General features: G+C 65.2%; 14 protein-coding genes and 1 pseudogene. 14 read left to right on the forward strand and 1 reads right to left on the reverse strand.

The annotated features are described in order from the left end of the window. Positions 1–209: 209 nt before the first annotated feature. From E1N52_RS05075 to E1N52_RS05115, 9 genes and pseudogenes are all read left to right on the forward strand, one after another. The gene (locus E1N52_RS05075) at positions 210–1,493 is read left to right on the forward strand and encodes an MFS transporter (RefSeq protein WP_133180775.1); all 1,284 of its coding nucleotides are present in this window, start codon (positions 210–212) and stop codon (positions 1,491–1,493) included. Positions 1,494–1,610: 117 nt separating this feature from the next. Then, positions 1,611–2,540: a LysR family transcriptional regulator gene (locus E1N52_RS05080; protein ID WP_133180777.1), complete on the forward strand. Its 930-nt coding sequence runs from the start codon at positions 1,611–1,613 to the stop codon at positions 2,538–2,540. Between the two features lie 130 nt (positions 2,541–2,670). Beyond that, positions 2,671–3,163: pseudogene (locus E1N52_RS05085) on the forward strand (cupin domain-containing protein). A gap of 41 nt (positions 3,164–3,204) precedes the next feature. Then, a complete protein-coding gene (locus E1N52_RS05090) occupies positions 3,205–4,224 on the forward strand; it encodes a hydroxyquinol 1,2-dioxygenase (protein ID WP_133180778.1) in 1,020 nt (339 codons plus the stop codon). Positions 4,225–4,276: 52 nt separating this feature from the next. Beyond that, positions 4,277–5,743, forward strand: a complete 1,467-nt coding sequence (locus tag E1N52_RS05095; protein WP_133180780.1) for an aldehyde dehydrogenase family protein — start codon at positions 4,277–4,279, stop codon at positions 5,741–5,743. Positions 5,744–5,750: 7 nt separating this feature from the next. Continuing rightward, positions 5,751–6,818, forward strand: coding sequence for a maleylacetate reductase (locus tag E1N52_RS05100; protein WP_133180782.1), 1,068 nt, complete (start codon positions 5,751–5,753; stop codon positions 6,816–6,818). A gap of 55 nt (positions 6,819–6,873) precedes the next feature. Further along, positions 6,874–7,746, forward strand: a complete 873-nt coding sequence (locus tag E1N52_RS05105; RefSeq protein ID WP_133180783.1) for an intradiol ring-cleavage dioxygenase — start codon at positions 6,874–6,876, stop codon at positions 7,744–7,746. Further along, positions 7,743–8,063, forward strand: coding sequence for a YciI family protein (locus tag E1N52_RS05110; protein WP_133180785.1), 321 nt, complete (start codon positions 7,743–7,745; stop codon positions 8,061–8,063). Before E1N52_RS05105 ends, E1N52_RS05110 begins: the two co-directional genes overlap by 4 nt. A 3-nt stretch (positions 8,064–8,066) precedes the next feature. Continuing rightward, a complete protein-coding gene (locus E1N52_RS05115; protein WP_133180787.1) occupies positions 8,067–8,408 on the forward strand; it encodes a Rieske (2Fe-2S) protein in 342 nt (113 codons plus the stop codon). A gap of 192 nt (positions 8,409–8,600) precedes the next feature. Here the strand turns inward: E1N52_RS05115 and E1N52_RS05120 are convergent, their stop codons facing one another. Beyond that, positions 8,601–9,050: an ester cyclase gene (locus tag E1N52_RS05120; protein ID WP_133180789.1), complete on the reverse strand. Its 450-nt coding sequence runs from the start codon at positions 9,048–9,050 to the stop codon at positions 8,601–8,603. Positions 9,051–9,293: 243 nt separating this feature from the next. Here E1N52_RS05120 and E1N52_RS05125 point away from each other — a divergent pair, with 243 nt between their 5' ends. The 5 genes from E1N52_RS05125 to E1N52_RS05145 all read left to right on the forward strand — a co-directional run bounded on the left by E1N52_RS05125 (position 9,294) and on the right by E1N52_RS05145 (position 13,315). After that, on the forward strand, positions 9,294–10,019 hold the full coding sequence (locus E1N52_RS05125) for a 2OG-Fe(II) oxygenase (RefSeq protein WP_165979339.1): 726 nt from the start codon (positions 9,294–9,296) through the stop codon (positions 10,017–10,019). Between the two features lie 27 nt (positions 10,020–10,046). Continuing rightward, the gene (locus E1N52_RS05130; RefSeq protein ID WP_133180791.1) at positions 10,047–10,598 is read left to right on the forward strand and encodes a methylated-DNA--[protein]-cysteine S-methyltransferase; all 552 of its coding nucleotides are present in this window, start codon (positions 10,047–10,049) and stop codon (positions 10,596–10,598) included. Between the two features lie 19 nt (positions 10,599–10,617). Next, on the forward strand, positions 10,618–11,364 hold the full coding sequence (locus E1N52_RS05135) for a 2OG-Fe(II) oxygenase (protein WP_133180792.1): 747 nt from the start codon (positions 10,618–10,620) through the stop codon (positions 11,362–11,364). A gap of 293 nt (positions 11,365–11,657) precedes the next feature. After that, positions 11,658–12,368, forward strand: a complete 711-nt coding sequence (locus E1N52_RS05140; RefSeq protein ID WP_133180794.1) for a DUF969 domain-containing protein — start codon at positions 11,658–11,660, stop codon at positions 12,366–12,368. Further along, positions 12,365–13,315 carry a DUF979 domain-containing protein gene (locus tag E1N52_RS05145; RefSeq protein ID WP_133180796.1) on the forward strand — a complete coding sequence of 317 codons (951 nt, stop codon included), beginning with the start codon at positions 12,365–12,367 and terminating at the stop codon, positions 13,313–13,315. Before E1N52_RS05140 ends, E1N52_RS05145 begins: the two co-directional genes overlap by 4 nt.

The following is a 13,315-nucleotide window of genomic DNA, read 5'->3' on the forward strand; positions in this document are numbered from 1 at the left end:
CTGCCGTGCCCGCCGGCCTTACGCGCCCGATTGTTCGCGATCCGCGAATGACGTATTCGGGCGTTATCCGGTACTGATTACGCTGCGCTTGCGACTATCTTTGCGTCGTCGATGTCGACGGCGTCCAGCGCAGTGGCGCACGTCGCGTCGCACACCGTTTTCGACTATGAGCGTGTGGCGCGGCATCCGGCCGGCCCAAGGAGACAGAGATGAAACCGAACACATGGGACACGGCCTACGAATGGAAAGCCGTGACGCTGCTGGCGCTGGGCTTCGGCCTCGTGGGCCTCGACCGCTGGCTGATCGCGCCGCTGTTCCCGTCCATCATGAAAGACCTCAACCTCAATGCGCAGGATGTCGGCAATTGCATCGGTATCCTCGGCCTTTCGTGGGGCGTGTTCGCGGCGGTCATGGGCGGCATGTCCGACAAGGTGGGGCGGCGCAAGGTGCTGATTCCGGCGATCATCGCGTTCTCGCTGCTCTCGGGCTTCTCAGGCCTCGCAGGCGGCTTTGCGAGCCTGCTGGCCGTGCGTGCGCTAATGGGCGTGGCGGAAGGCTCGTTCTGCCCGACCAGCTTCGCCGCCACGGCCGATGCCTCGCACCCGAAGCGCCGCGGTTTCAATCTCGGGCTTCAGCAAAGCGGCTTCGCGTTGTTTGGGCTCGCGCTTTCGCCGATCATCGCCACGCAGTTGCTGGGCGTGATGAGCTGGCGCTGGGTGTTCGCACTCGTGTCGGTGCCGGGCCTCATTCTCGGCTTGCTGATGTACCGCGTGATCCGGGAGCCGCAAGACGCGCTTGCGCGTAACGCGGGTGCGTCTGCCGCGAAGGCCGAACGCGGCCACTGGCGTGACGTGATCCGCAGCCGCAACATTCCCGTGGCGATGGTCGCGCTGTTCTGCGCCATGACGGGCGTGTTCGTGCTCGGCGCCATGCTGCCGCTCTACCTCACGCAGTACCTTTCGCTCGATACGCAGCGCATGGGCGTGGTGGCCTCGGCAATTGGCTTTGGCGGTTTCGTCGGACAGTTCGGCTTGCCGGGGCTTTCGGATCTGCTGGGCCGGCGCCTCGCGAGCGTCATCGGCTTCGTGGGCACGGCTGTCATGCTGATCGTGTTTCGCGGTCTCGGCGCGCAGCCGTTCGCGCTCTTCGCGGTGCTGTTCGCGGCGTCGTTCTTCACGCTCGGCCTCGTTTCGCTGCTCTCGGGACCGGTTGCCACTGAGGCCGCGCCGGCCGGCATGGTCTCGACTTCGATCGGGCTCGTGGTGGGCGCGGGCGAAATCTTTGGCGGCGGTGTGGCGCCCGCGCTCGCCGGATTCGTTGCAGCGCACTTCGGTATCCAGAACATCTTGTGGCTGCCTATCGGCGCCGTCTTTCTCGGCGTGCTGGTGAGCCTTTTCCTCAAGGAAACCGCGCCCGCGAAGCTGCGCCGCAGCGAGGCTGCCGCGTCCGCCGCCCCCGCCGCGCCCTTGCCTGCAACGGGGCAGGCTGAGTAATGTGCACGCGCCGTCCGTGTCGTTCTCTGCTGCCGCGCCGCCCGTGCAGGAGCGGCGCGAGCGAATGGGGGCGGGCCCTATACTTGGATGGCCCGAACCCATGAAAAAGAGAGGAGCATGGACCGATTCCTGAGCATCGAAGCTTTTGTGCGCGTGGCGGAAACGAGCAGTTTCGTGGAAGCGGCCCGGCAACTCGGCGTGACCAGTTCGGTCGTGACGAACCGTATCCAGCAACTGGAGAAGTTCGTCAACGCACCGCTCTTTCATCGCAGCACGCGGCACGTGCGCCTCTCCGAAGTCGGAGAGGCGTTTTATCGTGAATGCGCGGAGGTCGTGGGGCGCGTGAACGAGCTGACCGACCAGATGCGCGAACTGCGCGCCACGCCCACGGGCAGGCTGCGCATCCAGATCTTGCCGGGCTTCGCGCTGGGCCATTTCGGCGCGCCGCTCGCCGAGTTCAATCGCCGCTATCCCGGCATCCAGCTCGATGTGATCGTCAACGACCGCGTGGTCGATCCGATCGAAGAAGGCTTCGACGTCGCGTTCCAGATCTTCCCGCCGATTTCCGATTCGCTGATCGAGCGACGGCTCTTTTCGGTGCGGCGGCTCTTTTGCGCGACACCCGCTTATGTGGAAGAGCATGGCGCGCCGCAGCATCCCCGCGAATTGCTGCAGCACACCACGGCGCTCTATTCGGGCTATCCGTCGCGTAACCGCTGGACGATGACTCGCGGCGACGAAGTCGTGGAGATGGAGTTGCCCGGCATGATCCGCTCGAACTCGGTGCATTTGCTGCGCGATTACGCGCTCACGGGCGGCGGCGTGGTGTGCCTGCCCACCCTTGTGGCGAGCGAAGCGCTCCTCAACGGCTCGCTCGTGCCGATCCTCACCGACTACCACCTCTCGGCATTGAGCTTTGCCGCCGTGTATCCCTCCACGCAGCGCCAGGCCCTGAAAGTGAAGGCGCTGGTGGAATTTCTGGCCGAGTATCTGGGCCCCGAGCCCGCGTGGGACGTGCCGCTGATCGAGCGCGGCTGGGTGCGCTAGCGCTTGCGGCGATTGACTGCCGCGATTATTTGCGAAACGCGAATGCCGTAGTCGCAAGGCCGCCGGTTGTTACCGCCGCGCAGCGCTCCTAAAGTTGAATCCAACGAACCTTCCAAAACAGGAGACAGCCATGACCGATTCGTCATTCCACACCGCCTTCGGCTCGCTCGAGCAGTACCGCAAGGGCGAGATCGAAATCACGAGCGGCGACGCCCGCCACTATGTTTTCTCCAACGTATTCGAAGTCGCTGCAAGCTCGGCGCCCTACGAGAAGGTCGTGGTCGGCAAGAACCTCGAATACGTGATCGAGGTGATGCGCACGGAAGGGCAGTCGCGCTGGTTCGCCTGCGCACACGATGAGTTCGTCATCCTGATGGATGGCGAAGTGCGCATCGACTTCATCAAGCTCGATACGCCGCTCAAGGGCAGTACGGGCACGGTCGACGCGGGCGAGCAGCCTGCGGGCCGCAAGATGGGCCACGTGGTGCTGCGCCGCGGGCATCAAGCGCTGGCCTGCTGGCTGCGCGTATCGCTTCAGCGCGCAGAAGCCTGGCGTGGCGCTCGTGCAGACCATGGCCGGTGAACTGTCCGTGCAGAAGTGGGCAGATATCTGCCTGCACTGACAACACGCGCAAACCGAACACTCGACTACTGGAGACACGACATGGCCACCCTCGATACCCTCGACCATTCCGCAGGCTTTGCCGCCGACACCGTGCGCGCGAGCGAGCCCGACGCCGTGACCGGCTATCGCCGCTACACGCTCGGCGCCTTCGAATTCACGCGCGACGAATACTTCGTGAAAGTGCTGTGGCCCGCGAAGGGGCAGACGCGCACGCACGCCATCCCCGCTGACGCCTTCCTGCGCGCCATGATGCGCGACGTGGCCTGGGGCTTCTTCTACGGCTGGGTGAACTTCGACCACGTGTTCGGCACGCGCAATCACTACGGCAAGGTGGACGTGTATGCGGGCTCGTTCAACGGCATCATGAAGGACGCCGGCGTGGACTATATCGAGACCTTCGAAACGCCCACCATCATGGCGACCTTCAAGGCGATCCTGCACGACTGGACCAACGAAGGCTTCGACCCGTTCGCCGCGCCCGAGGAAACCGGTACCGCATTCGGCCGCAAGCATGGCGAGAACGATGCCGCGATCGAGCGCACGCGCATCGCCACGCGCCGCATGCCGGGCCTCGAAGGCGACTCGCCGCTGCGCGACGACCTCCCGGTGAACCGCGCCTTCGCCGACGTGGCTCAGGACAACCCCGAAGTGCACGCCGAGCCCGGTTTTGAAGGCGAACTGCACGCGTTCAACCTCTTCAAGTACCTCTCGCGCTCGGACGTGACGTGGAACCCCTCGGTCACTTCGGTGTGCGGCCAGAGCCTGTTCTGCCCGACCACGGAGGAGTACATCCTGCCGGTCTTCCACGGCAACGACCGCGTGGAGTGGTTCCTGCAGCTTTCCGACGAGATCGTCTGGGACATCGGCGACAAGAACACCGGCGCCCCGCGCGCACGCATCACCATGCGCGCGGGCGACATTTGCGCCATGCCTGCCGATATCCGCCATCAGGGCTATTCCACCAAGCGCTCGATGCTGCTCGTGTGGGAGAACGCGACCGCTGGTTTGCCCAAGCGCTACGAGAGCGGCGAACTCAAGCCGTATCCGGTCGAGTTTTGAACGCGCTTCGCAGCTACACAGCAAGCCTTAAGCATCAACCGAGGATTTACTCATGCAAACGCAATTGTTCATCGACGGCCGTTTCGTTGACGCCGTCGAGGGCGGCACCATCGACGTGCTCAATCCGCACGACGGCTCGCTGATCACGAAGATCGCCGCCGCCACCGCCGCCGACATCGATCTGGCCGTGGCCGCCGCCACGCGTGCCTTCCCGCAGTGGTCGGCGATGCCGGCCGCCGAACGTGGCCGCTTGCTGCTGCGTCTGGCCGACGCCATCGAAGCGAACGGCGAAGAACTCGCGCAACTGGAATCGCTCGACACGGGGCACCCGATTCGCGATTCGCGCGCGCTGGACGTGCCGCGCACGGCGGCGTGCTTCCGCTACTTCGGCGGCATGGCCGACAAGCTGCAAGGCTCGGTCATTCCGGTCGAAACGGGCTTTCTCAACTACGTGCAGCGCGCGCCCATCGGCGTGGTGGGCCAGATCGTGCCGTGGAATTTCCCGCTCATGTTCACGAGCTGGAAGATGGGCCCGGCGCTCGCGGCCGGCAACACGGTCGTGCTGAAGCCCTCGGAAATCACGCCGCTTTCCACGCTGCGCATCGTCGAGCTGATGGCGGAAGTGGGCTTTCCCGCGGGTGTCGTCAACATCGTGCCGGGCTATGGTCATACGGCCGGGCAGCGGCTTGCGGAACACGAGGGCGTGGGCAAGATCGCCTTCACCGGGTCGACGGCGACGGGGCGGCGCATCGTGGAGGCCTCGAAGGGCAACCTGAAGCGCGTGCAGCTCGAACTGGGCGGCAAGGGTGCCAATATCGTGTTCGACGACGCCAATCTCGACGCCGCCATCAACGGCGCGGCCTGGGCGATCTTCCACAACCAGGGGCAGGCGTGCATTGCGGGTTCGCGTCTGGTGCTGCACGAGCGCATCGCCGACGAATTTCTCGAACGCTTCGTGGCACTCGCCGCTTCGATTCGTGTCGGCAATCCTTTGGACCCCGAAACAGAAATGGGGCCGCTCACTTCGCTGCAGCATCTGGAGCGTGTGAAGGCCTTTGTGGACGTGGCGCGCGAGCAGGGCGGGCGCGTCCTCACGGGTGGCATCGCGCCGCAAGACCCCGCGCTCGCCAACGGCTACTACGTGCGCCCCACGGTGATCGAGGCGAAGACGTCGGACGATCGTATCGCGCAGGAAGAAGTGTTCGGCCCGTTCGTGACCGTGCTGCGCTTCAAGTCCGACGAAGAAGCGCTCGCCATTGCCAACGGTACCGACTACGGTCTCGGCAGCGGCCTGTGGACGCGCGACCTCTCGCGCGCGCACAGCATCGCGGGCAAGATTCACGCGGGCATGTGCTGGGTGAATTGCTACAAGCGCGTGAATCCGGGCAGCCCGTTCGGCGGCGTCGGTCAATCGGGCTACGGTCGCGAAATGGGCTTCGAGGCGATGCACGACTACACGGAGGCCCGCTCCGTCTGGGTCAACGTGGACGCCCAGGTGCCGCCCCACTTCAAGCGTTGAGGCACGTATGGATCGCTTCGTTTACCAGGGCTTGCCGTCGCGCGTGGTGTTCGGCTGGGGCGACCTCGCGCGGTTGCCCGAAGAAGTGGACCGGCTGGGCGCACGCCGCGCGTTGATCCTCTCGACGCCCGAGCAGCGGCCGCTCGCTGAAGAAGTCGCGCGCCTGCTCGGCGCGCGCGCCGCGGGCATCCATGCCGAAGCGGTGATGCACGTGCCCGTGGAGGTCGCGCGAGCCGCACGCGAAAAGGCGGCGGCACTGGGTGCGCAGTGCTGCGTGGCCGTGGGCGGCGGCTCGACCATCGGCCTTGGCAAGGCCATCGCGCTCGAATCGGCGCTGCCGATCGTCGCCGTGCCCACGACTTATGCGGGCTCGGAGATGACGCCCATCTACGGTCTCACCGAAGGGCGCCTGAAAAAGACCGGGCGCGACCTGCGCGTGCTGCCGCGGACTGTGATCTACGATCCGTCGCTCACTGTCTCGCTGCCAGCCGGCACTTCGGCGGCTTCGGGCGTGAACGCCATCGCGCACGCGGTGGAGGCGCTCTACGCAGAGGACGCGAACCCGGTGATCAGCCTGATGGCCGAAGAATCGATTCGCGCGTTGGGCGAAGCGCTGCCCGGTGTCGTGCGTCGCCCGGACGACGTGGCGATGCGCAGTCGCGCGCTCTATGGCGCGTGGCTCGCGGGCACTTCCCTGGGCGCGGTGAGCATGGCGCTGCATCACAAGCTCTGCCACACGCTCGGCGGCACCTTCAACCTGCCGCACGCGCAAACGCATGCGGTCATGCTGCCGCATACGGCGCACTACAACCACGCTGCGGCGCCACAGGCGCTCGAACGCGTGGCGCGTGCGCTCGGCGGCGCGCAGGCGGACGAAGCCGGGCCGCGGCTCTATGCGTTGAACGAGTCGCTTGGCATTCCAATGTCGCTCAAGGAAATCGGTATGCCCGAAACGGGCCTCGACGAAGCCGCCGATCTCGCGTGCACAAATGCCTACCCTAATCCGCGACCGTTGGAGCGCGCGGCGATCCGCGCACTGCTGCAACGGGCATGGGAAGGCGCGGCGCCGCGCTAGTTGGGCCGCGCCACGCCGCGTGCGTGGCGTAAAGAACGAAGGAAAGGAGACAACCATGTCGATGCATGGCACCGAGGCCGAACGCGCCTTGACGGAACAGGTCGTGGGCCGGTTCGCGAACACACCCGACGCGCGCCTGCGCACACTGATGCAAAGCCTCGTGCGGCATCTGCACGCCTACGTGCGCGAAGTCGAGCCGACAGAGGCGGAATGGTTCGCCGCCATCCGCTTCCTGACCGAGACGGGCCAGATGTGCGACGACGTCGTGCGCCAGGAGTTCATCCTGCTTTCCGACACGCTGGGTGTGTCGATGCTCGTCGATGCGATCAATCACCGCTACGCGACAGGCGCGACCGATACGACCGTGTTCGGCCCGTTCTATATCGAAGGCATGCCGGAGCGCGCCCATGGCGAGAACATGGCGTTCACGCCGGGTACGCCGGCGCTCGTGCATGGCCGCGTGCTGACGACCGACGGCAAGCCCGTGGCGAACGCGCTGCTCGACGTGTGGCAGACGGCGGACAACGGCATGTACTCGGGGCAGGACACCGCACAGCCGCACGGCAACCTGCGCGGCCGCTATCGTACCGACGCCGAAGGCCATTACGCGATCCGCACCATCGTGCCCGTGTGCTATCCCATTCCGACCGACGGCCCGGTGGGACGCATGCTCAACGCCACAGGGCGCCATCCGTGGCGGCCCGCCCATCTGCACTTCATGATTACGGCGCCGGGCCACAGCACGCTCGTCACGCACCTGTTCAACCAGAACGACCCGTATCTGGATTCGGATGCGGTGTTCGGCGTGAAGCCCTCGCTGCTCGTCGACTATCGCGAGCACGCGGCGGGCGAGGCGGCTGCGCAGCAGTTCGGCTTCGAGGGCGGCTTTCGCGAGGCGCGCTACGACTTCGTGCTGGAGCGCGCATGAGACCGCACACGCGCTACTACGCCGTATTCGCCACCGACAAGCCCGGCATGCGCGACGTCCGCGAGCGCGTGCGTGCGGTGCATCGCACCTATCTGCGCTCGGCCGCGCAGCGCGGCGTGTTCGTGCGGCTGGGCGGCTCGACGCTCGCGCCGCATTGCGACGCGCTCAACGGCACGCTCCTCGTGATCGAGGCGGAAGGATACGACGACGTGATGCGCTTCGTACGCGACGATCCCTATACGCTGGCGGGGTTGTTCGAACACGTCGAGGTCCGTCCGTGGGACTGGAATCTTGGCAATCCTGAGCAAAGAGTGTGAACCATGGAGACCGTATGCCTGTGTTGCCTTGACGATGTGCCCGACGGCGGCGCGCGCGTGATTGACGCCGCGCTCGCGGGGCGGCCGGTCGTCGTCGTGCGGCGTGCCGGCGAAGTATGGGCATACGCGAACCGCTGCCCACACTTCTCGGTGCCGCTCGACTACGAGCCCGGCCATGTGCCAACGTATCGCGCACAGGTGATCATGTGCGCGCATCACAGCGCGTTGTTTCGCTTCGAAGACGGGCAATGCATCGAAGGCCCGTGTGCCGGCGCGAAACTCGACGCCATTCCCGTCTGGCTCGACGCGCAGTCCAACGTCGTGGCGCATTGCGGCGGCGCCTGATTGTCTACCACGCTCGGGGCATCGATGCTCGCGCTGAGTCCGGCATCCGAATGCGCATGGCGCAGGAACAGTGCGAGCAGTTCAGGCCGCAGCCCGTCGCCGCGTTGAGCGGCGAGCGCGTGAAGGGCGAGGAGCGGAGCAAGCTGTGACATGATTCGACTCCCTATGTGAGACCTTCCATTCGCCGCGCAATCAGACTCGCTTGATGAGCCCGAGTTGCGTGAGCGCCGTTACGCCGTCGTCGAGCCCGATCTCTTCGACGATCTTTCCGTCCTTCAGGCGCAGCACCGTCGTGCCGGTGAAATGCATCTTGCGGCCGCTCGCCGCCGGCAACGATCCCGCGAGAAAGTCCCCGAACGCCGGGCCCGAATGCGTGCCGCCGCCTTCCCACTGGCCCACCACGTACTCGCCTTCGGCAATCAAGTCGGCCGCGCCCCAGAAGTTCAGATTAGGGAACGCCGCACGAAAGCCGGTCATGAACGCCTTGATGTCTTCGCGGCCGCGGCGCGGCTCGTGCAGCGAATACTTGAGCAGCATGTCCGGCGCGGCCAGCTCGTCGACGACGCTGAGGTCGCAGGTTTCGCCCCAGAAACGCGTGAACCAGCGGCCAACGATCGCCTTGTTGTCCTCTTCCATCGACATGTTCGACTCCTTGCTGATCTCGATTCATGGCGAAGCAGGATTGCTGCGCCTGAAATGAACGATATCGACAGGCAAGCCTCGTCAATACCCGTTTCTTGCCGTGACATTCGCGTGGCATTCACGCCGTGGCGCGCGCTGAATTAGAGCGCAACATTCGGATCGGAACGCGCGGGGCGTTGGCGTATCGTTGGTCTGTATGGGAGATCGGCGAAAATGCCGGTTGCGAGAGGAGGGATACACGCGATGAAAACCGGGGCCATGCGAGCAGAGAAGCCGGAATCCGGAACGTACGACTGGGTCGAGATCGAGCGATCGCTCGACGCGCGCGGCTATGCCGTCCTGCCCCGCGTGCTGAGGCCCGAACAATGCGCGCAGCTCGCCGCCCTCTACGCGAGGGACGAGGGCTTTCGCTCGCGCATCGTCATGGCGCGCCACAATTTCGGGCGCGGGGAATACAAGTACTTCGCGTATCCGCTTCCGTCGCTGCTTCAGCGGTTGCGGCATGCGCTCTATCCGTACCTCGCGCCTATCGCGAACCGCTGGAACGAGCAACTGGGAATCGACATGCAGTACCCGTCGGATCTCGACGCTTTTCTCGATCAATGTCACCGCGCGGGGCAAACGCGCCCGACGCCGCTCATCCTCGAATACGGCCCGGGCGACTATAACTGCCTGCATCAGGACCTCTACGGCGAGCATGTGTTTCCGCTGCAGGTGGCGATGCTGCTCTCACGGCCCGGCGTCGATTTCGAGGGCGGCGAGTTCGTGATGACGCAGAGTGCATCGAACGGTCAATGCGCCGAAGTGATTCCGCTGGAGCAGGGCGACGCAGTGCTGTTTACCGTCAACCAGCGGCCGGCTGCGAACCGGCGCGGCGGCACGCGCAGGGTCGCGATGCGGCACGGCGTGAGCGTCTTGCGCAGCGGCAAGCGTCATACCGTCGGGCTGATTTTTCACGATTCACGTTAGCGCGCGCACGACGCGAAGGAACGCATCATGCAACTGTTTCTCAGCCATATCGAGTCGCCGCCTGGCGATCTCATGCTGGTGAGCGACGCGCAGCATCGACTGTACGCGCTCGAATTCTCCGATCACCGCTCGCGTCTGCATCGCGGTCTGCGCGATCGTCACGGCAGTGCCGAATTGATCGACGCCGCTGCGCCGGCTTCGATCGCCGACGCCATGACGCGCTACTTCTCGGGCGAATTGAACGCGCTCGATGCTCTCCCGGTCGTCATGACCGGCTCGGACCTGGAAGAAAAAGTCTGGGCCGCGTTGCGCCGCATTCCGGCCGGCACCACCACCAGCTACGGCAAGCTCGCGAAAGCGCTGGGATTCGAAGACCCGCGCGCGGCGATCGACATCGGCGCGGCGAACGGCGCGAATCCCATCGCTATCGTCGTGCCGTGCCATCGCGTGATTGCCAGCAACGGCGAGTTGAAGGGCTACGCCTGGGGCTTGCAACGCAAGCGCTGGCTGCTCGAACACGAGAAGGCGATACCCGCCACGCGCGAGGTTCCGCAGACGGCAACGCTCCCGGGCTTTTGAAATGAATATGTCCTTGTCTATGACTTCATCTGCCGACACATTCGATAAGCTCGATTGGAGCGTGATCGCCGCGCAACTGGACAGCGAGGGCTATGCGGTACTGCCTCGGCTAGCTGGCGCGAACGAAATCCGCATGCTTGCGCGCGAAGCGGGCACTTCGAACGCATTGCGCCGCGTTTCTTTGGACTCGCTCGATCTCGGCCGTGGCGATCTGCTGTATTTCGGCACGGCTCTCCCGCAGCCGTGGGCGCAATGGCGTGTGGATCTCTATCGTCAGTTGGCGCCCATCGCCAATCGATGGAATGAGATGCTTGGCATGCCTTATCGATTTCCGACGGAGCTGGATGAATATCTGGAGCGCAACCGGCGGGCGGGGCAAACGCGGGCGCAGTCGCATTTGAACCAGCTAGGCGCCGACGACTATCTGGCTCTGCATCAACGCAGCGACGGGGAGCATGTGTTTCCGCTGCAAGTGGTCGCCTTGCTCACGGAACCGGGGAAAGATTTCACGGGCGGCGAACTGGTGCTGACGGAGCAGCGTCCGCGCATGCAGTCGCGCCCGACGGTCGTTCCGCTCGGGCTGGGCGACGCTGCGATCATCGCCACGGCCCAGCGGCCATTCAAAGGCAGCAGCGGTTACTACCGCGTGAACCTCCGGCATGCCATCAGCCGCGTGCGCAGCGGCGAGCGCATTGGCGTCGAGTTGTCGTTCCACGACGCGCCGCAGGTGGCAAACGGTCAACACGCATTCGATCTCGACATCTGATTCCTGCCGCGCCGCCGCGCTTGTGGCGCGCGCAGGCATTCCAATCCGCATCAACAGATGCAACTAACTGCCAAGCCCGCCGACCCTAGCCCAACGCCGCGCTGCGGCGCGGCGACATCGATTCGCCTTCATGCAATGCGCATCGCCCAGGGACTTCCCTTATAAAGACTTTATCGACTATTTATCGATAAATTGTCGTGATAGATTTCCGGGCTGAATTGGGCGCAACGGGGAAGCGCGCGCCCGCGCGGCCGCGTCCACGAGACCGGCGGAAAGACTAAGGCGGAGGAGAGATGCTGGTTTTGATAGGGGTGCCGATCGTGGTGATCGGCTTCGCATTGCGCCTGAACGCGCTGCTCGTCGTGACCGCGGCGGGCATTGCAACGGGGCTTGCGGGCGGGCTGCACACGGTCGAGATCGTCAGCGCTTTCGGCAAAGCGTTCGCCGACAACCGTTACATGGGCCTCATCTGGCTCACGCTGCCCGTGATCGCGCTGCTCGAGCGCAACGGCCTGCGCGAGCAGGCAAAGCACCTCATTTCGCGCGTGCACGCCGCCACCACCGGCCGCGTGCTGATGCTCTACTTCGTGATCCGCCAGATCACGGCCGCGCTCGGCCTCACGTCGCTGGGTGGCCACGCGCAGATGGTCCGTCCGCTGATCGCGCCCATGGCCGAAGCTGCCGCCACGAAGCGCTTCGGCGAGGTGCCCGACGCCGTGCGCCAGCAGATCCGCGCCAACGCCTCGGCCGTGGACAACATCGCCGTGTTCTTCGGCGAAGACATCTTCATCGCGATCCAGTCGATCCTGCTCATCAAGGGCTTCCTCGAGCAGAACGGCATCATCGTTCAGCCGCTCCAGGTCTCGGTCTGGGCGATTCCTACCGCGGTCGCGGCGCTCCTCATCCACTGCGTGCGCCTGAAGCTGCTCGATCACGATCTTTCGCGCCGCGTGGGCGCGGCCAACGCACAGCGCGTCGCAAGCCGCCAGGGGGCCGCATCGTGATCAAGCTCGAATCGCTCTATGTTGTCGCGGGCCTGATGTTCGCGTCGTTCGCCCTCTTCAACCTGCTCGACCGCGCGAACCCGCGCCGCGTCGTCAACTTCGTGTTCTGGGGCGTCTACGCCGTGACGTTCCTGTTCGGCGGCGTGCTGCCGCATTTCGTGATGGGGTGCCTCGCCATCGCGCTCGCCTTGATCGCGGGCTCGGGCAAGCTGGGCCGCAGTCCCGCGGCCAACGACAACGCCAAAGCCGAGGTGCGCCGCGAGCAAGGGGCGCGGCGCTTCGGCAGCCGGCTCTTCATTCCGGCGCTGCTGATCCCTGTCGTGACGCTCGTCGGGACGCTCACGCTCAAGTACGCGCCCTTCGTCGAAGCGAAGAACGTCACGCTCATCTCGCTCGTGATCGCCACGCTCGTTGCGTTCGGCGCGGCGCTCGTCATGTTGCGCGATTCGCCCGTGCAAGCGCTCAAGGGCGCACGGCACACCATGGACGCCGTGGGCTGGGCCGCCATCCTGCCGCAGATGCTCGCGGCGCTCGGCGCGCTGTTCGCGGCGGCGGGCGTAGGCCACGTGGTGTCCGAACTCGTCACGAACTGGATTCCCCAGAATTCGGCGTTCGCAGTCGTGGCCGCCTACACTTTCGGCATGGCCCTCTTCACGATGATCATGGGCAACGCGTTCGCCGCCTTTCCGGTGATGACCGCCGGCATCGGCCTGCCGTTGATCGTGCATCAGTTCCACGGCAACCCGGCTATTCTTGGCGCGATCGGCATGCTGTCGGGCTTCTGCGGCACGCTCATGACGCCCATGGCCGCGAACTTCAACATCGTCCCGGCGGCACTGCTCGAATTGAGCGACAAGAACGGCGTGATCAAGGCGCAATGGCCGACCGCCGTGCTGCTGCTCGTCGTCAACACGCTGCTGATGTACGCCTTCGTTTTCCGGTTCTGA

Source organism: Paraburkholderia guartelaensis (assembly GCF_004353905.1).
GTDB classification, from domain to species: Bacteria; Pseudomonadota; Gammaproteobacteria; order Burkholderiales; family Burkholderiaceae; genus Paraburkholderia; species Paraburkholderia guartelaensis.